This window comes from Janibacter hoylei PVAS-1 (assembly GCF_000297495.1).
GTDB classification, from domain to species: domain Bacteria; phylum Actinomycetota; class Actinomycetes; order Actinomycetales; family Dermatophilaceae; genus Janibacter; species Janibacter hoylei.
Map to the genome: position 1 here is coordinate 20,802 of NZ_ALWX01000043.1, position 18,906 is coordinate 39,707.

Sequence of the window (18,906 nt, forward strand, 5' to 3'; positions counted from 1 at the left end):
AAGGGGAGGCCGCCTCAGCGCGTGAGCCGGTCGAGCACCGCCGCGAGCAGCGCCTCGCGCAGGGCCGCCGGCACCGCGTCGAGCAGCGCGTTGACCTCGGCCATGCGATCGGGCACCTGCAGCGGCCCGTCGCCTCCCCCGAGACCGGCGATGGCGAGCAGGCCGTCGAGGGTCGCCTCGTCGAGACCTGCGGGGTCGATCTGCCCAACGGCCGCGACGAGGTCCGGGTCGACCACGACCGGGCCGGACTCCCTGGCCGCAGCGACGGACTGCGTCAGGGCGGCGACGAGCTCGTCGGTGTGGGCGGCCGTCGCCGCGCACAGGGTGAGGTGCACAGTGGCCGGGTGCCCGGCGAAGGCCATCTGCGGCTGGACGAGCCACCCGCGCGAGGCCATCTCGTCGGCGACCGTGAAGACGTCGCAGCCCGAGGTCGCCTCGAGGGCGAGCAGCGTCGAGTCGGGGGCGACGACGACCTGCAGCCCGTCGATCGCCTCCACGGCCGCGGCGACGTCCAGCGTCGCCCGCCGGGCCACGCCGGCCAGCTCGCGGTACCGCTCGAGCCCGATGGCGTGGACGACGGCCCAGGCCGCGGCGAGCGGGCCACCCGACTTCGTCGACTGGAGGGTCGTGTTGAGCATCGTGTAGCCCGGCCACGCCGCCGAGGCGTATACGTGCCCGCGCCGCAGGGCGGGGTCGCGGTGCAGCAGCAGCGAGACCCCCTTGGGCGTGTAGGCGTACTTGTGCAGGTCGACGGAGATGCTCGTGACGCCCTCGACGGCGAAGGTCCACGGCGGCGCGTCATCGAGGAAGGGCAGCACCCACCCGCCGATGCACGCGTCGACGTGGCAGCGGATGCCATGCTCCCGGGCGATCGCGGCGACCTCTTCGACGGGGTCGACGACGCCGTGGGCGTAGGAGGGAGCGGAGGCGACGAGGAGCACCGTGTCGTCCGTGACGGCGGCCGCCATCGCCATCGGGTCGGCGCGGAAGGTCGTCGGGTCGACCGGCACGCTCACGACGTCGACGCCGAGGAGGTGCCCCGCCTTGTGCACCGCCGCGTGGACGGTGCTCGGCGCGACGACCTGCGGACGCTCGACGTGGGGCGAGCCGTTGCGCGCGGCGAGCACCGCGAGGACGAGCGACTCGGTGCCGCCCGAGGTGGCGACACCGACGGTGGAGGGCGGGCCGTGGAGCAGACCGGTGGCGAGCGCGACGAGCTCGGACTCCAGCCGGGCCAGTGACGGGAATGCCGTCGGGTCGAGCCCGTTGGTCGCGGCGAAGGCTGCGAGCGCCTCGCGCCCGATGGCGTCGGCCTCCGCGAGGCCGGAGTCGTAGACATAGCTCAGCGTGCGGCCTCCGTGGGTCGGCAGGTCCTGCGCGCGAAGGGAGTCCAGTGCCGCCCGGATGTCGTCAGCCGGTGCGGGGCGAGTCGGGTCGAGGGTCATCGGGCGGCCTCTCCGGCAGCGACGACCGCTGCCTCGTCGATGCGGTAGCCCCGCAGGAGGAGCAGGGAGCCGAGCACGAGCAGCGCCGGCAGGACGGTGAAGCCCAGGGTCATGGCGGTGATCGCCGAGTCCGGTTGGGCCGCAGCTCCGTCCGTCGACGAGACGTACCCGCCGAGCATGAGGACGAGACCGTAGACGCCCGGGCCGAGGGCGAGGCCGAGCGTCTCCGCGGCGGTCCACACCCCGGTGTAGACACCGACGCGGCTCTCACCCGTGCGGTCGGCGTCGACCGCAGCAGCATCCGGGAGCATCGCCATGGGGAACATCTGCGCGCCGGCATAGCCGACCCCGACGAGGGCGAGCGCCAGGGCGACCGGGGCCAGCCCGAGGTCGTGGGTGACCCAGACGAGCACCGCCCCCACGGCGAGGCAGAGCGAGGCGACGACGAAGGCGGGCCGCTTGCCGGTCCTGCGCCCCACCCGCTCCCACAGCGGGGTGACGACGAGCGCGGGCCCGACGAAGGCGACGAAGAGGATCGTCGCGGCACCGGGGTCGCCCAGCACCCAGCGCGCCATGTAGTCGACACCGGCGAGCATGACGCCGGTGGCCAAGGCCTGGACCGCGAAGGTCAGCAGCAGCGCGCGGAAGTCCGGGGCGCCCGCCACGACCCGCAGCTGGTGGGCCAGCGAGCCACCGGCGGCGACGTGCTCGACGGGGGGTACCCCCTTCGTCCCCCACCAGGCGCCGACGGCACCGACGACGATGAGCAGACTGACGAAGACGCCGACCGCGCGGTAGCCCCACTCGGGGCCGAGCGCATCCCGCAGGGCCGGGGACAGCCCGCCGGCGACGAGGATCGTCAGCGCCAGCACGGCGACCCGCCACGTCATCAGGCGCGTCCGCTCCCCGTAGTCGCGGGTCAGCTCGGCCGGCATCGCGACGTAGGGCACCTGGAAGAAGGCGTAGGCGCTGGCGCACGCGAGGAAGAGGACTGCCACCCACCCGGCGGCCAACGCCGACGGTGAGGTCGGCCCCGCGAAGAGCAGCGCGAAGAGCACGGCCAGGGTCAGCCCCGCGCGGACGAGGAAGGGTCGCCGGCGACCGTCGGGGTGGGTGCTGCGGTCCGAGACCCGCCCGGCGATCGGGTTGAGCAGCACGTCCCACGCCTTGGGGAGCAGGACGATGAGGCCTGCCAGACCGGCCGCGATGCCGAGGCGGTCGGTGAGGTAGGGCAGCAGGAGCAGCCCGGGGACGGTGCCGAAGGCCCCCGTCGCGACCGACCCGAGGCCGTAACCTCGCCGCACCCGCCCCGGCAGCACTGCCGTGTCCTCCGCCATGACGGAAGGCTACCCACGGGTCACCGGGCGAGACGGTGCACGCGCCCGTCGCCGGTGCTGAGAGACTGCGGCCATGCGTCAGATCCGCCAGAGCCGCAAGCTGAAGGACGTCCGCTACGACGTGCGGGGGCCGATCCTCGTCGAAGCCCAGCGCCTCGAGGCCGAGGGCCACAAGATCCTCAAGCTCAACATCGGCAACACCGCCCCCTTCGGCTTCGAGGCACCGGAGGCGATCGTCGCCGACATGACGCGGCACCTGCCCGACGCGCAGGGCTATGTCGACAGCAAGGGCATCTACTCGGCGCGCACCGCGGTGGCGCAGTACTACCAGTCCCGCGGGCTCAAGGACACGACCGTCGAGGACGTCTACATCGGCAACGGCGTCTCCGAGCTCATCTCGATGGTGCTGCAGGCCTTCGTCGACGACGGCAACGAGATCCTCGTGCCCGCCCCCGACTACCCGCTGTGGACCGGCGCGGTCTCCCTCGCCGGGGGCACGCCCGTGCACTACCGGTGCGACGAGGGCAACGGGTGGAACCCCGACCTCGCCGACATCGAGGCCAAGATCACCGACGCCACCCAGGCGCTCGTCATCATCAACCCCAACAACCCGACCGGGGCGGTCTACTCGCCCGAGATCGTCCGCGGCCTCATCGACATCGCCCGCCGCCACGACCTCGTCGTCATGGCGGACGAGATCTACGAAAAGATCGTCTTCGACGACGCGGTCCACCACCACGCCGCCGAGTACGCGGGCGACGACGTGCTGTGCCTGACCTTCTCCGGCCTGTCCAAGGCCTACCGGGTGTGCGGCTACCGCGCCGGCTGGGTGATGATCTCCGGACCCAAGCACGAGGCTGCCGACTTCCTCGAGGGCCTGACGCTGCTGGCCAACATGCGCATGTGCGCCAACGTCCCCGCGCAGCACGCGATCCAGACGGCGCTCGGCGGGTACCAGTCGATCAACGAGCTCATCGTCCCCGGCGGCCGCTACCACGACCAGATCAAGCTCGCCTCGCGCCTGCTCAACGAGATCCCCGGCGTCAGCTGCGTCGAGCCGCGCGGCGCGCTCTACTGCTTCCCCCGCCTCGACCCCGAGGTCTACCGGATCGACGACGACGAGGCCTTCGTCATCGAGCTGCTGCGGGCGAAGAAGATCCTCGTCACCCACGGCACGGGCTTCAACTGGCCCGAGACCGACCACTTCCGTCTCGTGACGCTGCCGGACGAGGACGTGCTCACCGAGGCGATCGGCCGCATCGCCGAGTTCCTCGAGACCAAGCGGGCATGAGCGAAGGCGTCGGCCCGAGGCGCGACGCAGGAGACTCTCGGAGGAGGACCCTCGCCGCGGTGGCGGCGGGCGGTGCGATCGGCTCGCTCGGGCGGTGGGCCGCCGCCCTGGCGGCTGGCGGCTCCCACACGGCGACGCTGCTCGTCAACGTCACCGGGGCCTTCACCCTCGGGGTGCTCGTCGTCTGGCTCGGTCGGGGCACCGTCCACCCGCTGGCCCGACCCTTCCTCGCGGTCGGGCTGCTCGGCGGGTGGACGACGTACTCGAGCTTTGCGCTCGACGCGCACGCGCTGGCCGGGGAGGGGCTCGGCGGCCTGCTCGGGTACCTGCTGCTCACGCTGGGGCTGGGCGTCGCCGCCGCGGTCGCCGGCCTCGTCGTGGGCGACCGGGTGTGGGGCGACGACCCGTCTGCCGACGAGGCCGTCGCGGAGGGCGAGCTGTGACCGCGCTGCTCGTCGCGATCGGTGCGGCACTCGGGGCGGTCTGCCGGCACCTCGTCGTCGAGCGCCTCCGCGCCGCGGGCGCCACGGCTGTCGGCGCGGTGCTGGCCGTCAACGCCACCGGGTCCCTGCTCCTCGGCCTCGTCGCCGGCCACGCGTCCGGCGCGGCACCGGGATGGCTGCTCCCCTGCGTCGGCATCGGCTTCTGCGGGGCGTACACGACCTTCGCGACGCACGCGGTCGAGGTGGCGACCGCCCTTCGCTCCGGCCGGACCCGGCACGCCGTCGCCGACCTCGGGCTCAACCTCGCCCTCGGCCTGCTGCTCGTCTCGCTCGGCTGGACGCTCACCGCCTGACGCCCCCCTCCTTGCGCATCTCCCTAGGGAAATACGGCCCTCCTTGCGCATCTCCCTAGGGAAATGTCAGCGGGCACGGCTGTGCCCGGGCCCCCACAGGGACCCGGGCACGGGGCCGGCACAGCCGACCAGCGGAGGCGGTCAGGCCTTCGTGGCGGCCTCGAGGCGCGCGGAGACGTCGTTCCAGTTGACGATGTCCCAGAGCTTCTCGATGTAGTCCGGCTTCACGTTCTTGTACTGCAGGTAGTACGCGTGCTCCCAGGCATCGAAGGCCAGGAGCGGCGTCATACCGGCAGCGACGTTGCCGTGGTGGTCGTAGACCTGCGTGACGAGCAGCCGCTTGCCGATCGGCTCCCACGCGAGGACACCCCAGCCGGAACCCTGCGTCGTCTGCGTCGCGGCGGTCAGCTGCGCGCGGAACTTGTCGAAGGAGCCGAAGTGCTCGTCGATCGCGGTGCCGAGGGCGCCGTCGGGCTTGTCGCCACCGTCCGGGGAGAGGTTCTCCCAGAAGATCGAGTGCAGCACGTGACCGGAGACGTTGAAGGCCAGCGTCTTCTCGAGGCCGACGATGCCGGAGAGGTCACCCTTGTCGCGCGCCTCGGCGATCTTCTCCGTGGTGTCGTTGGCGCCCTTGACGTAGGTCGCGTGGTGCTTGTCGTGGTGCAGCTCGAGGATCTCGCCGCTCATGGCCGGCTCGAGGGCGCCGTAGTCGTAGGGAAGGTCAGGAAGGGTGTACATGGAGCCTCCGATGCGTAACGGATGTGCTTGCCCTGCCTACCCTTCCATGTCGTCTGGAATGAGTCCACGAAAGGGCACCCTCACCCGGCGTGGGCGGGCCTAGGATCGAGCCCCATGACCGACCGCGACCCCATCTCCGCCGCCCACGACCAGTGGGTGGCCCACGGCTGGGGCAACGCCGCCGACGGCATGGCCCTGATGACTTCCGTGGTCCGCGCCCAGCAGCTCGTGCACGAGCGGGTCGAGTCGGTCCTGCGGCCGCACGACCTAACCTTCGCCCGCTTCGAGATCCTGCGGCTGCTCGCCTTCAGCCGGCGTCGCGAGATGCCGATGAGCCGCCTCGGATCGCTGCTCCAGGTCCACGCGACGAGCGTGACGAGCGCCGTCGCCCGCCTCGAGAAGCAGGGCCTGGTCGAGCGACGGCAGAGCCCCGACGACGGTCGCGTCGTCCTCGCCTCCCTGACGACGAAGGGGGCGCAGCTCGTCGAGTCCGCCACCCACGACCTCAACGAGCAGGTCTTCACCTCCCCCGGCCTGACGGAAGCAGAGGTGCGGCAGGCGACGGCGCTGCTGTCCTCCTTCGCGCCGCGCACGGGGATGACGTGGACTGAGACTCGCCTTCGAGACGGCCGCAGGCGGCCTCCTCAGGGAGCGGGGCGAGACGGCCGCAGGCGGCCTCCTCAGGGAGCGGGGCGGGCCGGGGGCGGCCTCCTCAGGGAGCGGGGGAGAGCGGGAGCGGGCATGGTTTCCCAATAATACTTGGATGTCCTAGCATCTGAGGTGACCCGCACTTCGACGACGAGGTAGGACATGTCCACGCCCGAGCTGCACACCCCGACCCACCCGGTCCGGTTCGTCACCGCCTCCGCCCTCTTCGACGGCCACGACGCCTCGATCAACATCATGCGGCGGATCATGCAGAGCCAGGGCGCCGAGGTGATCCACCTCGGGCACAACCGCTCCGTCCAGGAGGTCGTCGACGCGGCGATCGACGAGGACGTCCAGGGCGTCGCCGTCTCGTCCTACCAGGGCGGGCACGTCGAGTACTTCGAGTACCTCACCCAGCTGCTGCGCGAGCAGGGCGCCGGCCACGTCAAGGTCTTCGGCGGCGGCGGCGGCGTCATCGTCCCGGAGGAGATCGCGCGCCTGCGCGAGGCCGGTGTGACGATCTTTTCCCCCGAGGACGGCCAGCGACTGGGCCTGCCCGGCATGATCAACACGCTCATCGCCGACTGCGACACGGACGTGTGGGAGGGCGGCCCGGTCGCGCTCGAGCCGGTGCTCGCCGGCGAGCGCGCCGCCCTGGCGCGCGCCATCTCCGGCGCCGAGCTCGGTCACCTCGACGAGGCCTTCCTCACCGGCGTCCGCGAAGCGGCCGAGCGCTCCCACGCCCCCGTCCTCGGCCTGACCGGCACCGGCGGCTCGGGCAAGTCCTCGCTCACCGACGAGCTCGTGCGCCGTTTCCGCGTCGACCAGCAGGACAAGCTGCGCATCGCGGTCATCGCCGTCGACCCCACCCGCCGGAAGGGGGGCGGCGCCCTGCTCGGTGACCGCATCCGGATGAACTCCCTCGGCGAGAGCACCTTCGGCTCCTCCCCCGTCTTCTTCCGGTCCCTGGCGACCCGCGGTGACCGCGAGGTCCCCGAGGCCCTCTCGACGGTCATCGACCTGACCAAGGCCGCGGGCTTCGACCTCGTCATCGTCGAGACGCCCGGCATCGGGCAGGGCGATGCCGCCATCGTCCCCTTCGTCGACGTGCCGATGTACGTGATGACGCCTGAGTTCGGCGCCGCCAGCCAGCTGGAAAAGATCGACATGCTCGACTTCGCCGAGGTCGTCGCGATCAACAAGTTCGAGCGCCACGGCGCCGCCGACGCACTGCGCGACGTCGGCCGCCAGCTCGTCCGCAACCGTGAGGCCTTCGGCCAGCGCCCCGAGGACATGCCGGTCTTCGGCACCTCGGCGGCGACCTTCAACGACGACGGTGTCACCGGGCTCTACCAGCACCTGCGCGACCTGCTCGCCGACAAGGGACTGCCCGTCGACGAGGGACAGCTCGCCCCGGTCGACACCAAGCACTCGACCCGCTTCGGCCAGGTCGCCCCCGCGACGCGGGTGCGCTACCTCGCCGAGATCACCGAGACGGTCCGCGGCTACCACGAGCGCACCCGGGCGCTCGCCGCCAGCGCCCGCCGGGTGCAGCGCCTGGCCGCCGTCGACGACGAGCTGACCGCCGCGGGCAAGGACGGCCACGGCGTCGACGAGCTCCTCGACGCCGCGCGCCAGGAGCTGCCCACCGAGGTCGCCGAGCAGATCGAGCGCTGGCCCTCGGTCGTCGAGTCCTACTCCGGCGACGAGCAGGTCGTGACGATCCGCGGCAAGGAGCTGCACACCAAGCTGACCAAGGAGTCGCTGTCGGGCAACAAGATCCCGCGCGTCGCCCTGCCCAAGCACACCGACCACGGTGACCTCGTCACCTTCTGGCGGTCGGAAAACCTGCCCGGCTTCTTCCCGTACACCGCCGGCGTATTCCCCTTCAAGCGGGACAACGAGGACCCGGCACGCATGTTCGCCGGGGAGGGCGACCCCTTCCGCACCAACCGCCGCTTCAAGCTGCTCTCCCAGGGGCAGCCGGCCACCCGCCTGTCGACGGCCTTCGACTCGGTGACGCTCTACGGTCGCGACCCCGGCGAGCGCCCCGACATCTACGGCAAGGTCGGCACCTCCGGCGTGTCCGTCGCGACGCTCGACGACATGAAGGAGCTCTACTCCGGCTTCGACCTCGTCTCCCCCACGACGAGCGTGTCGATGACGATCAACGGGCCTGCTCCGACCGTGCTCGCCTTCTTCCTCAACACCGCCATCGACCAGCAGCTCGACGCCTTCCGCGAGCGGGAGGGGCGCGAGCCCTCCGTCACCGAGGCGGAGGAGCTGCGGGCGCACGCCCTGCACAACGTCCGCGGCACCGTCCAGGCCGACATCCTCAAGGAGGACCAGGGGCAAAACACCTGCCTCTTCTCCACCGAGTTCAGCCTGCGGATGATGGCCGACATCCAGGAGTGGTTCATCGAGCAGGGGGTGCGCAACTTCTACTCGGTGAGCATCTCCGGCTACCACATCGCCGAGGCCGGGGCGAACCCCATCAGCCAGCTCGCCTTCACCCTGGCCAATGGCTTCACCTACGTCGAGGCCTACCTCGCGCGGGGCATGGACATCAACGACTTCGCGCCCAACCTGTCCTTCTTCTTCTCCTCCGGCATGGACCCGGAGTACTCCGTGCTCGGTCGCGTCGCCCGCCGCATCTGGGCCGTCGCCATGAAGGAGAAGTACGGCGCCAACGACCGCAGCCAGAAGCTGAAATACCACATCCAGACGAGCGGCCGGTCGCTGCACGCGCAGGAGATGGACTTCAACGACATCCGCACGACGCTGCAGGCGCTCAACGCCCTCTACGACAACGCCAACAGCCTGCACACCAATGCCTACGACGAGGCAGTGACGACCCCGTCGACAGAGTCGGTGCGCCGGGCCCTGGCGATCCAGCTGATCATCAGCCGCGAGTGGGGCCTGTCGATGAACGAGAACCCGCTCCAGGGCTCCTTCGTCATCGACGAGCTCACCGACCTCGTCGAGGAGGCCGTGCTCACCGAGTTCGACCGGATCAACGACCGCGGCGGGGTCCTCGGCGCGATGGAGACCGGCTACCAGCGCGGCCGGATCCAGGACGAGTCGCTGATCTACGAGCACCGCAAGCACGACGGGTCCCTGCCGATCGTCGGCGTCAACACCTTCCTGCGGGAGGACGGAGCGAAGGGAGAGCCCGACGAGATCGAGCTGGCCCGCGCCACCGAGGACGAGAAGGTCTCCCAGCTGGAGCGCGTGCGTGCCTACCAGGAGACCCACCGCGAGGACGCCGAGGCCGCCATCGCCCGGCTCAAGGAGGCGGCGACGACCGATGCCAACGTCTTCGAGGTGCTCATGGACGCCGCCCGCGTGTGCAGCCTCCAGCAGGTGACTGACGCCTTCTTCGAGGTCGGCGGCCAGTACCGCCGCAATGTCTGAGTCGTGACCACCGGGTGGGCGCATTTCCCTAGGGAGATGCGCCCACCCGGCGTCATCTCCCTAGGGAGATGCGCACGTCGGTACCCTGCGAGCGTGACCTCCGAGCGCTGGCCCGCGTACGTGTACGGCGAAGGGGAGGAGCCGGACTACCGGTTCAGCCTCGCCAACGAGCGCACCCTGCTCGCGTGGCTGCGGACCACCCTCGCGCTGCTCGCAGCGGGGGTCGCCGTCGACGTCGTCGACATCGGGGTCCCCGACCCGATGACCCGCGCCCTCGCCGCCATGCTCCTCACCCTCGGGGCGCTGTGCCCGCTCCTGGCCTTCGCCCGGTGGGCCATGGCCGAGCGGGCGATGCGACGGGGCGAGCCACTCCCTTCGCTCGGGGTGTCGGCCGCGATCGTCACCGGCCTGGTCCTCGTTGCGGCAGCGGCCCTGGCCGTGGTCGTCGGGACCTCGAGGTGAGCGAGCTCGCCGCCGCCGCACCTCGAGGGGCACAACCGGAGCGCACCGCCCTGTCGTGGCAGCGGACCTCGCTCGCGACCGCGACCGGGGCGGCGATCATCGCCCGCCACACCGGGGGCGAGCTCGGCCCGGCTGCCCTGCTCATCATGGTCGCCACGCTCGCGCTGGCGGGGGCGGCCTTCGCCCTCGGCCGGACCCGCTACGCGGCAACCCCCGCGGAGCCCTCCCGGCGGCGCGACGGGCGGGCTCCCTTCGTCCTGGCCGTCGCGATCACGGGCATGGGCCTGACCGAGCTGCTCGCCCTGGCGGTGCGCTGATGTCCCGCGACGACCTCGACGCCGCCGTCGAGCTGCCCCGCCCTCCGGCGCGGGTCGTCTCGCTCGTCCCCAGCCTCACCGAGGCGATCGCGACGAGCTGCCCGCAGCTGCTCGTCGGGGCCACCGACTGGTGCACCCACCCGGCCGACCTCGACGTGGCCCGGGTGCGCGGGACGAAGAACCCCCACCTCGCGGCGATCGCCGATCTCGCCCCCGACCTCGTCGTGGCCAACAAGGAAGAAAACCGCGAGCTCGACGTGCGCCGCCTGCGCCAGCGCGGCACCGCCGTCTGGGTCACCGACATCGAGGACATGCCGTCGGCGCTGACCTCGATGCGCCGGGTGTGGGTCGAGGGCCTGCAGCAGCCGGTCCCTGACTGGCTCGAGCGGGCCGAGCAGCTCTGGGGCACACCGGCGCCGGCGACGCGCGGCACTGTGGTCGTGCCCATCTGGCGCGACCCGTGGATGGCCGTCGGCCCGCGCACCTACACGACCGACCTGCTGGCCCGGCTCGGCTGGACCAATGCCCTCGCCGGCCCAGACGCCGACCCGAGCGACCGATACCCGCACGTCGACCTCGCCGACCTCGACCACCCCGGCACCGACCTCGTCCTCCTACCCGATGAGCCCTATGTCTTCACCGCCGATGACGGACCCGAGGCCTTCACCCGCGTGCCGACCCGGCTCGTCAGCGGTCGCTTGCTCACCTGGTACGGCCCGGCGATGGTCGAGGCCCACGAGGTCCTCGCGCCATGACGAAGGGGGGCCGGTCACCTCGGGGTGACCGGCCCCCCTTCGAGGCTCCTGCGTCGCACCTCAGGACGACGCCTTCGTGCCGCGGTGGCGTCAGGGCTTCTTCTTGGCCACCGCGGCCTGGGCGTCGATGATGCCCTCGCCGTAGAAGCCGTTGAAGCGCTCGCTCCCCACGCACTCGGCGTCGTAGTCCGAGGGCAGACCCGGGTAGGTCTGCGTCCGCGGCTCGGGGCAGGCCTTGTCACGGGCCGACCGCAGCAGGACCGACCGCGTGGTGTCGGCGTCGAGACCGAAGCCCGAGCGCCCCTGCTTCGTGCCGTACCGGCTGACGATCAGGGCCGAGACACCGGCCGCGTGCGGCGACGCCATCGAGGTGCCCTGGTAGTACTCGTAGTAGCCGCAGACCTGCTTGCCCTTGACCTTGCCGCAGTCCTTGAAGACCGAGCCCTCGGCCTCGGGCACGACGTTGCCGTCCTCGTCGACCGAGCCCTCGGACTTGACGACGTTTTCCGGGACCGACGAGAGGATGAGGTTGGCCGGGCTGCGGTAGTCGGGGGTGCCGTGGTACTCGCGCGAGTCACCGCCGGGGGCGCTCACCTCGATCTCGTCCGACTGCAGGTCCTTGGTGTAGTTGGAGAAGTACGACTTGCGCTCGGTCGGGCCCACGGAGGAGACCCCGATCACCTCGGGCCCCTCGACCGGCAGGTCACGGCACCGGGCGTTGTCGATGGTGCGCTCGTGCTCGTTGCCCTCGGGGAAGTTGGGGCTGCTCGAGTCGGTGCCGGGGTTCGACAGGTCCGTCGAGGCGTTGCCGAGAGCACCCACGAGGGTGACGTCCTTGCTGTGCGCGTAGCGCAGCGCACGGGACATCGACTCGATGGTCATGTCCTGCTCGGCCGCCTCCTCCGGGCTGTCCTCGGGGGCGCCGCCCTGGCAGTAGTACGCCCACGGGTCGACGTAGAAGCTCATGTTGACCACGTCGAGGCCGGCGTCGGCCGAGTAGGTCAGGGCGTTGACCGTCGGGCCGACGAAGAAGTAGCCCGAGTCCTGGCCGGCGCGCACGTTGACGATCGAGACGTCCGGAGCGACGCCGGAGACGCCGATGCCGTTCTTGGACGCCGCGATGGTGCCCGCGACGTGCGTACCGTGGCCGCCGTTGTCGACGTCCGCCGGGTCGACACAGGACTCGACCTCGCAGGGCCCGTCGATCGCCGGGATGTCGTAGGTGAAGTTGCGCGAGAGCTTGCGGTCGAAGTTGGGGGCGATGTCCGGGTGGCTCGCGTCGACACCGGTGTCGATGACGCCGACCTTGACCCGCTTGTCGCCCGACTCGACCTGGTGCGCGGCAGCCGTGTTGATCATGTCCAGGCCCCACAGCTTGTCGTCGAGCGGGTCGGCTCCCTTCGCGCCCTGGCCCTTGCCCTTGCCCACAGAGGCTGCCTTGGCCTGGCTCGCCGCCGGCGTCGGGGGACGCTCGATGCGCTTGTTCTTGTCGAGCTTGCCCTGGGACAACCGCTGTGGGGAGCGGCCGACGATGCCCTCCTCCGCGGCGCCGTAGACGCCGTCCATCGTGCGCGTCTTCGCGGCGAAGCCGGTGTCGGTGGAGGTGACCGTCACCATGCCGATCTTGTCGTTGACGGAGACGATCTTGGCCCCCTTCGCCTTGAGGCGGTCGGCGAGATCGGACGCGCTGCCTCCGCGGTCGGCCAGGACGACGTAGCTCGTCTCCGGCCCGGTGGTCGAGGTCGTCGACGCGCTCGTCCCTGCGTCGGCGGTCGGTGCTGCAGTGGCGGTGAGCCCGGTTGCCCCGAGCGCGAACGCTCCGAGGACCGCGGCCATGCGCTGGTGTCGCATGAGTTTCCTCCCGGTGGATGTCGGCGGCGGTCAGCCGCCCTCCGTCAACCTATGACCGGGCTCACGTGGGCTGTTCGAACACAACGTCAGGACATCGTCAGGTTTGCCAACGTCGCCGCGTGGCGCGCAGCGCGTGGGCGAGGAGGCCGTCGAAGAGCCCCGCGACCTCCCGCGCACCGGGGTTGCGCAGGTCGTGGATCGGCACGAAGGCCCCCTGGGCGCGCTGCACCGAAGTGCGCTCGGGGATCCGCTGGGTGAGCACGAGCGGCCCGAAGAGGGAGGCGAGCTCCTCGACCCGGTACCGGTGCTCGCCGATGTTGGCCCGCAGCCGGTTGACGACGATGCCGAGCGGCTGCAGCCGGGGGTTGAGCGAGCTGCGCACCTCGTGGACCGCCTTCAGGGCACGGTCGGCCGCAGCGATCGCGAAGACCCCGGGCTCGGTGACGACGAGCGCTCGATGGGCCGCGGCGAGGCCGATCCGGGTGAGCCCGCCGAGGGAGGGCGGGCAGTCGACGACGACGAGGTCGTAGGCGCCGTCGACCTTGTCGAGCACCGTGCGAAGGGAGGTGAGCGCTCGGGTGGACAGGTCGGTGCGGTCGAGCCGGGCGAGCTCTGCGCCGCCGACGACGACGTCGACCGGGGCGGCACTCCCTTCGCTCCAGTGGCTGCGCAGGGTCGCCGCCCGCAGGTGGCGACGACGCGGGTCGTCGATGATGGTGGCGCTCGTCGACGTCACGTCACCGTCCACGTCGAGCCCGGCGGTCGAGTCGCCCTGGGGGTCGAGGTCGACGACGAGCGTGCGCAGTCCCGCCTGTCGCGCGGCGGAGACCAGACCCAGGGTCACGGAGGTCTTGCCCACGCCCCCCCTTGAGGCTGCACACCGCGATGACGACCACGCACCGATGATATGCGTCGCGCCCCCTCCGTCCGATGGACGAAGGGGGGCGCGAGACCGCCGGTCGGGGCGCTCCGGGGCATCCGCCCCGCCGCATCTCCCTAGGGAAATCCCCACCCGACGGCGCATTTCCCTGGGGAGATGCGCACGTTTGGTGTCATCTGCCTAGGTAGATGCGATTACTTGAGCTCCTTGCTCGAGTAGCCGAGGATGCGGCGGGCGACGACGAGCAGCTGGATCTGCTGCGTGCCCTCGAAGATGTCGAGGATTTTGGAGTCGCGGGCCCACTTCTCGAGCAGGTGGGTCTCGGCGTAGCCGGTGGCGCCGGCGAGCTCGACGCAGGCGAGCGAGACGTTGACACAGGTGCGCCCGGCCTTCGCCTTGGCCATCGAGGCCTCCATCGAGTTGGGCTTGCCGTTGTCGGCCATCCACGCCGCCCGCAGGGTGAGCAGGTAGGCGCTCTGGTAGTCGGCCTCCATCTCGATGAGCTTGGCGGCGGCCGCGGACTGCACGTTGGCCGGCCGGTCCCAGTCGACCTCGATGCCGGCCTCCTTGAGCAGCTCCGTGGTCTTGTCGAGCGACGCACGGGTCAGGCCGAGGGCCATCGACGCGACGAGCGGACGCGTGTTGTCGAAGGTCTGCATGGCCCCACCGAAGCCACCCTCGATCTTGATCTCCGGGTCGCCCAGGAGGTCCTCGGCGGGCACGCGGCAGTTGTCGAGGACGAAGGCCGCGGTGTCCGACGCGCGGATACCGAGCTTGTGCTCCAGGCGCACCAGCTGCAGTCCGGGGTTGTCACGACGGACGACGAAGGACTTGATGGCCGTCTTGCCGAGGCTGCGGTCGAGGGTCGCCCAGACGACGACGAGCTCGGCACGCTCACCCGAGGTGACGAAGATCTTTTCGCCGTTGAGGACGTACTCGTCCCCGTCCTTGACCGCCGTCGTGCGGATGGCGCCGGAGTCGGAGCCGACGTCGGGCTCGGTGATGGCCATGGCGGCCCACTTGCCGGCGTAGCGCGCCTTCTGCTCGTCGTTGGCGACGGCGGCGATCGCCGCATTGCCCAGGCCCTGGCGCGGGATGGACAGGGTCAGGCCGACGTCACCACGGCAGGTCTCGAGGATCGAGAGCACCGAGGAGAGGTTGGAGCCGTTCTTGTTCTCCTTCGCGCCCTTCTTCGAGCTGCGGCCGGAGCCGACGGCCGCGACGTCACCCTCCTCCGCGCCGTCGTCCTTGGCGCGGGTCGAGGAGGACGCGCCCGCGCCCTGGCCGGCACCACCGTCGGACATGCCGTCGATGACGGCGGAGACGAGGTCCAGCTCGGCGGGGTACTCGTGCTCGGCGACGTCGTACTTGCGCGAGATGGGCCAGAAGACCTCCTCGGCCATGCCACGCGCCTGGGAGATGAGGGGTCGGAACTTCTTCGGAACCTCGAGGTCGATCATGATCGTGTCCTTCGTGTCAGGTCTGTGTGAGGGAAGGGGGCCGCGCTCAGACGAGCAGCGTGCCCTCGAGGACTCCGGCGCCCCGCAGGTCGCGGTACCAGCGCTCGTTGTCGAACTCCTTGACGAAGCCGTGGCCGCCGAGCAGCTGCACACCGCTCGAGCCGATCCAGGTCGCGTGCCGGCTCACGAGGCTGCGGGCCTGGGCGATCTCGGCGGAGGCGTCCTCACCACGGTCGAGGCGGGCGGCGGCCTTCCACACGACGAGCCGCAGACCGGCGAGCTCGATGGCGATGTCGGAGACGGTGAAGGCGACGGCCTGGCGGTAGCCGATCGGCTCGCCGAAGGCCTTGCGCTCCTTGACGTACTCGCTCACGTGGTCGAGCACGGCCTGCGAGGTGCCGACGGCGGCAGCCGCCCAGGCGAGGCGGGCGCGACGCACGGCGTCGGCGTGGTCCTCGGCGGTGCCGAGCAGGTCGCCCTTGGCCACGCGGACGCCCTCGAGGTGCAGGCGGGCGGTCTTGGCCGCGCGCAGACCCATGGCCGGGTCGTCCTCGACCTTGAGCCCCTCGGTGCCGGGCTTGACGATGACGAGCCGGGCCACGCCGTCGACGGCCGCCGACACGACGAAGAGGTCGGCGCTCTCGGCGCCGGGGACGATCGCCTTGACACCGTCGAGCACGATCTCGTCGCCCTCGACCTTGCCCGTGGTCCGCAGAGCGAAGGGGTCGAAGAGCGGCTGCGGCTCGTGCAGCGCCAGGGCGGCGACGGGAGGCTTCTCCCCGGTGAACTCCGGGAGGTAGGTGGCCTGCTGGTCGGCGTCGCCGTAGGCGGCGATCGCGGTGGCCACGGCGGCGGGGGCCATGATCGAGGTCGCGATGCCCAGGTCACCACGGGCGAGCTCCTCGAGGACGATGGCGGCCGTCACCGCGGAGCGCTCCTCGGCGATGCCCTCGAGCTCGGCTGGCACGCCGACGAGGTGCAGACCCATGTCGGCGGCCGCGCTGCGGACCTCGTCGGGCACGGCGCGCTCGGCGTCGGCGGGTGCGGCCGCGGGGCGGATGACCTCGTCGGCGAGCTCGCGCGCGACGCCCTGGATCATCTGCTGGTCCTCGGAGGGCGTGAGGTCGAAGAGCTGCTTCGGCTTGGCCGTCGCGGCGCGGGTCGGGTCGCCCGAGCCCTTCTTCTTGGCGAAGGCGCGACCGGCTGCGGTCTGCGCCTTGAAGCCGGTCACGGCCCCCTTGTAGAGGTACCGCTCGACCTTGGAGCGCACCTCCTTGTCCTTCAGGCCGGGCAGCCCGCCCGCCTTGGCGATGAGCCGCAGGCCAAGTCGCTGGCCCTTGTCGGCCAAGGACATCGATTCGCTGGAAGCCATGTGGGACTACCCCTTCGCGACGTTGCTGAATGGAACGGAAAGTGTTCGATACCGACAGTACCTGCTACACCGCGTATCGGTAAACCGGTGAGTCACTTCGGGGCCCGGTGACCTGCCGCACAGCCGGCCCGGCGGCCGCCGAGCGGCCCCGCCGTCCGGCGCGTGCGTCAGATCACGCCTGCCCCGGACCTGCCGCCATGTCATCCCCCGCAACGGGGCGGTAACCTGCCCGCAACCGGGAGAACCTGCGAGGGACCGCCCGCACACCCAGCACGTGAGAGGGAAACACAGCATGGTCGACGTCGACGCCGCACTTGACGCGTCAGGTCTCACCAACGAGGCCGTCCGCGAGTACGTGAAGCACTGGGCCGAGATCACCCAGCCCGACCGGATTGAGGTGGTGGGCGCTCAGGACGACGACCGTCTCATCGCAGAGGCCCTCGAGGCCGGCGAGCTGCAGCCCGCGGGCGAGGGCCGCTACTACTCGCGCTCGTACTCCAAGGACACCGCGCGCTCCGAGGAGCGCACGATCGTCGCGACGAACGACGAGAAGGACAAGGGTGTCTACAACAACTGGCGTCCCGCTGCGGAGATGAAGGAGAAGCTGACCGAGCTCATGCGCGGTCAGTCCCAGGGCAAGACGATGTACGTCCTGCCCTACCTGATGTCGCCCAAGGGCAACGAGCTGGCCCAGTGGGCCACCGGCGTCGAGCTCACCGACTCGCGCCCCGTCGTGCTGCACATGATCCGCATGTCCCGGGTCGGCGTCGAGCACGTCAACGACCTGCCGGTCCAGGACGACTTCGTCCGCGCCGTCCACGTCACGGGTGACCTCGAGAACCTCGGCCAGGGCACGCCGGACGACAAGCGCTACTTCGTCACCGTCGCCGACGAGCGGATGATCCTGCACTTCGGCTCGTCCTACGGCGGCAACGCGCTGCTCGGCAAGATCGCCCACGGCCTGCGCCAGGGCGCCTACGACGGCTGGGCCACGAAGAAGTTCCTCGCCGAGCAGTACATGCTCATCGGCATCACCGACAAGGAGACCGGCAGGCGATACCACATCACCGGTGGCTTCCCGAGCGCCTCGGGCAAGACCAACCTCGCGATGATGCTGCCGCCGGACGCCCTCGGCGACCGCTACCAGGTCGACTTCTACGGCGACGACATCGCGTGGCTGTGGGTCGACGAGTCCACCGGCAAGCTCATGGGCATGAACCCGGAGTACGGCGTCTTCGGCGTCGCCAAGGACACCAACGAGACGACCAACCCGACCGCGCTGCACTCCGTGGACCCGGGCACCAAGGTCATCTTCACCAACATCGCCTACAACCCGAAGACCGAAGAGGTCTGGTGGGAGGGCCGCACGCCCGAGCCGCCGGCCGACGTCGACGGCTGGCTCGACTGGAAGGGCGAGGCGATCGCCGACCGCGAGCCGGGCGACACCTCCCCGTGGGCGCACCCCAACAGCCGCTTCACGACCACCCTGGCCAATGTCCCCAACGCGGCCGAGGACTTCGACGAGGCTGCGGGTGTCGAGATCGACGCGATCATCTTCGGTGGTCGCACCCGTGACCGCGAGCCGCTGATCCGCGCGATCACCGCCCTGCCGGAGGGCGTCTACGACGGCCTGACGCTGGGCGCCGAGGCCACCGCCGCGGCCGAGGGCGTCGAGGGCCAGCTGCGCTACGACCCGATGTCCAACCGGCCCTTCATGGCCTACGGCGAGGGTGACTACGCGCGCCACTACCTCGACATCATCGGGGCCGCCAAGGACAAGCCGCTCTTCGCGCACGTCAACTGGTTCCAGAAGGACCCGGAGGACGGTCACTACCTGTGGCCCGGCTACCGCGAGAACCTCCGTCCGCTGCTGTGGCTCATGCAGCTCAAGGCGGGCGAGGTCACCGGTCGCCAGACCCCGGTCGGCATCATCCCGACGCAGGAGGAGCTCGAGCTCACCGGCCTCGACCTGCCCCAGGAGGACCTGGACCGCATCCTCGACATCGACGTCCCGCGCTGGCAGCAGGAGATGAGCTTCCGCGAGGCACACCTCAAGGCCTTCGACCGTCTGCCCGAGGAGATCTGGGAGGCCCACCGCCGCGTGGCCGCCGACCTCGACGCGCAGGCCTGAGCCGGCGGG

At 71.0% G+C, this 18,906-nt stretch carries 16 protein-coding genes; 9 read left to right on the forward strand and 7 right to left on the reverse strand.

Annotated elements, in window-relative coordinates; genetic code table 11:
* Positions 1 to 14: 14 nt before the first annotated feature.
* Entirely contained in the window at positions 15 to 1,445 is a 1,431-nt protein-coding gene (locus tag B277_RS09675; protein WP_007927708.1) for a pyridoxal phosphate-dependent decarboxylase family protein, read from the reverse strand.
* Positions 1,442 to 2,782: an MFS transporter gene (locus B277_RS09680; RefSeq protein WP_040881292.1), complete on the reverse strand. Its 1,341-nt coding sequence runs from the start codon at positions 2,780 to 2,782 to the stop codon at positions 1,442 to 1,444. Before B277_RS09680 ends, B277_RS09675 begins: the two co-directional genes overlap by 4 nt.
* Before the next feature lie 73 nt (positions 2,783 to 2,855).
* On the opposite strand from B277_RS09680, the gene B277_RS09685 reads away from it, so the two are divergent.
* Genes B277_RS09685 through B277_RS09695 form a run of 3 tightly spaced genes read left to right on the forward strand, consistent with a single transcriptional unit; the run spans position 2,856 to position 4,869 of the window.
* On the forward strand, positions 2,856 to 4,073 hold the full coding sequence (locus B277_RS09685; RefSeq protein WP_007927710.1) for a pyridoxal phosphate-dependent aminotransferase: 1,218 nt from the start codon (positions 2,856 to 2,858) through the stop codon (positions 4,071 to 4,073).
* 59 nt (positions 4,074 to 4,132) lie between these two features.
* On the forward strand, positions 4,133 to 4,516 hold the full coding sequence (locus B277_RS09690) for a fluoride efflux transporter FluC (RefSeq protein WP_007927711.1): 384 nt from the start codon (positions 4,133 to 4,135) through the stop codon (positions 4,514 to 4,516).
* Positions 4,513 to 4,869, forward strand: a complete 357-nt coding sequence (locus tag B277_RS09695) for a fluoride efflux transporter FluC (RefSeq protein WP_007927712.1) — start codon at positions 4,513 to 4,515, stop codon at positions 4,867 to 4,869. Before B277_RS09690 ends, B277_RS09695 begins: the two co-directional genes overlap by 4 nt.
* 141 nt (positions 4,870 to 5,010) lie before the next feature.
* Here the strand turns inward: B277_RS09695 and B277_RS09700 are convergent, their stop codons facing one another.
* Positions 5,011 to 5,607, reverse strand: coding sequence for a superoxide dismutase (locus B277_RS09700; RefSeq protein ID WP_007927714.1), 597 nt, complete (start codon positions 5,605 to 5,607; stop codon positions 5,011 to 5,013).
* Positions 5,608 to 5,721: 114 nt separating this feature from the next.
* On the opposite strand from B277_RS09700, the gene B277_RS09705 reads away from it, so the two are divergent.
* From B277_RS09705 to B277_RS09725, 5 genes are all read left to right on the forward strand, one after another.
* Positions 5,722 to 6,363 (forward strand): MarR family winged helix-turn-helix transcriptional regulator, encoded by a 642-nt coding sequence (locus B277_RS09705; protein ID WP_007927717.1) that lies wholly within the window; start codon positions 5,722 to 5,724, stop codon positions 6,361 to 6,363.
* A gap of 54 nt (positions 6,364 to 6,417) precedes the next feature.
* Entirely contained in the window at positions 6,418 to 9,669 is a 3,252-nt protein-coding gene (gene icmF, locus B277_RS09710) for a fused isobutyryl-CoA mutase/GTPase IcmF (RefSeq protein WP_007927718.1), read from the forward strand.
* 93 nt (positions 9,670 to 9,762) lie between these two features.
* Positions 9,763 to 10,131, forward strand: a complete 369-nt coding sequence (locus B277_RS09715; protein ID WP_007927720.1) for a YidH family protein — start codon at positions 9,763 to 9,765, stop codon at positions 10,129 to 10,131.
* Positions 10,128 to 10,448 (forward strand): DUF202 domain-containing protein, encoded by a 321-nt coding sequence (locus tag B277_RS16005; RefSeq protein WP_007927722.1) that lies wholly within the window; start codon positions 10,128 to 10,130, stop codon positions 10,446 to 10,448. Before B277_RS09715 ends, B277_RS16005 begins: the two co-directional genes overlap by 4 nt.
* Positions 10,448 to 11,203, forward strand: a complete 756-nt coding sequence (locus B277_RS09725) for a helical backbone metal receptor (protein WP_007927724.1) — start codon at positions 10,448 to 10,450, stop codon at positions 11,201 to 11,203. The genes B277_RS16005 and B277_RS09725 overlap by 1 nt, the downstream gene beginning before the upstream one ends.
* A gap of 90 nt (positions 11,204 to 11,293) precedes the next feature.
* Here the strand turns inward: B277_RS09725 and B277_RS09730 are convergent, their stop codons facing one another.
* From B277_RS09730 to B277_RS09745, 4 genes are all read right to left on the reverse strand, one after another.
* Positions 11,294 to 13,054: a S8 family serine peptidase gene (locus B277_RS09730; RefSeq protein ID WP_007927726.1), complete on the reverse strand. Its 1,761-nt coding sequence runs from the start codon at positions 13,052 to 13,054 to the stop codon at positions 11,294 to 11,296.
* Positions 13,055 to 13,151: 97 nt separating this feature from the next.
* A complete protein-coding gene (locus B277_RS09735) occupies positions 13,152 to 13,913 on the reverse strand; it encodes a ParA family protein (RefSeq protein ID WP_007927728.1) in 762 nt (253 codons plus the stop codon).
* A 215-nt stretch (positions 13,914 to 14,128) separates the two neighbouring features.
* Positions 14,129 to 15,394: an acyl-CoA dehydrogenase family protein gene (locus tag B277_RS09740; RefSeq protein ID WP_007927730.1), complete on the reverse strand. Its 1,266-nt coding sequence runs from the start codon at positions 15,392 to 15,394 to the stop codon at positions 14,129 to 14,131.
* A gap of 46 nt (positions 15,395 to 15,440) precedes the next feature.
* Positions 15,441 to 16,766, reverse strand: coding sequence for an acyl-CoA dehydrogenase family protein (locus tag B277_RS09745; protein WP_083853718.1), 1,326 nt, complete (start codon positions 16,764 to 16,766; stop codon positions 15,441 to 15,443).
* Between the two features lie 292 nt (positions 16,767 to 17,058).
* Between B277_RS09745 and B277_RS09750 the strand changes: the two genes are divergently transcribed.
* Positions 17,059 to 18,897: a phosphoenolpyruvate carboxykinase (GTP) gene (locus B277_RS09750; protein ID WP_007927734.1), complete on the forward strand. Its 1,839-nt coding sequence runs from the start codon at positions 17,059 to 17,061 to the stop codon at positions 18,895 to 18,897.
* Positions 18,898 to 18,906 lie beyond the last annotated feature (9 nt).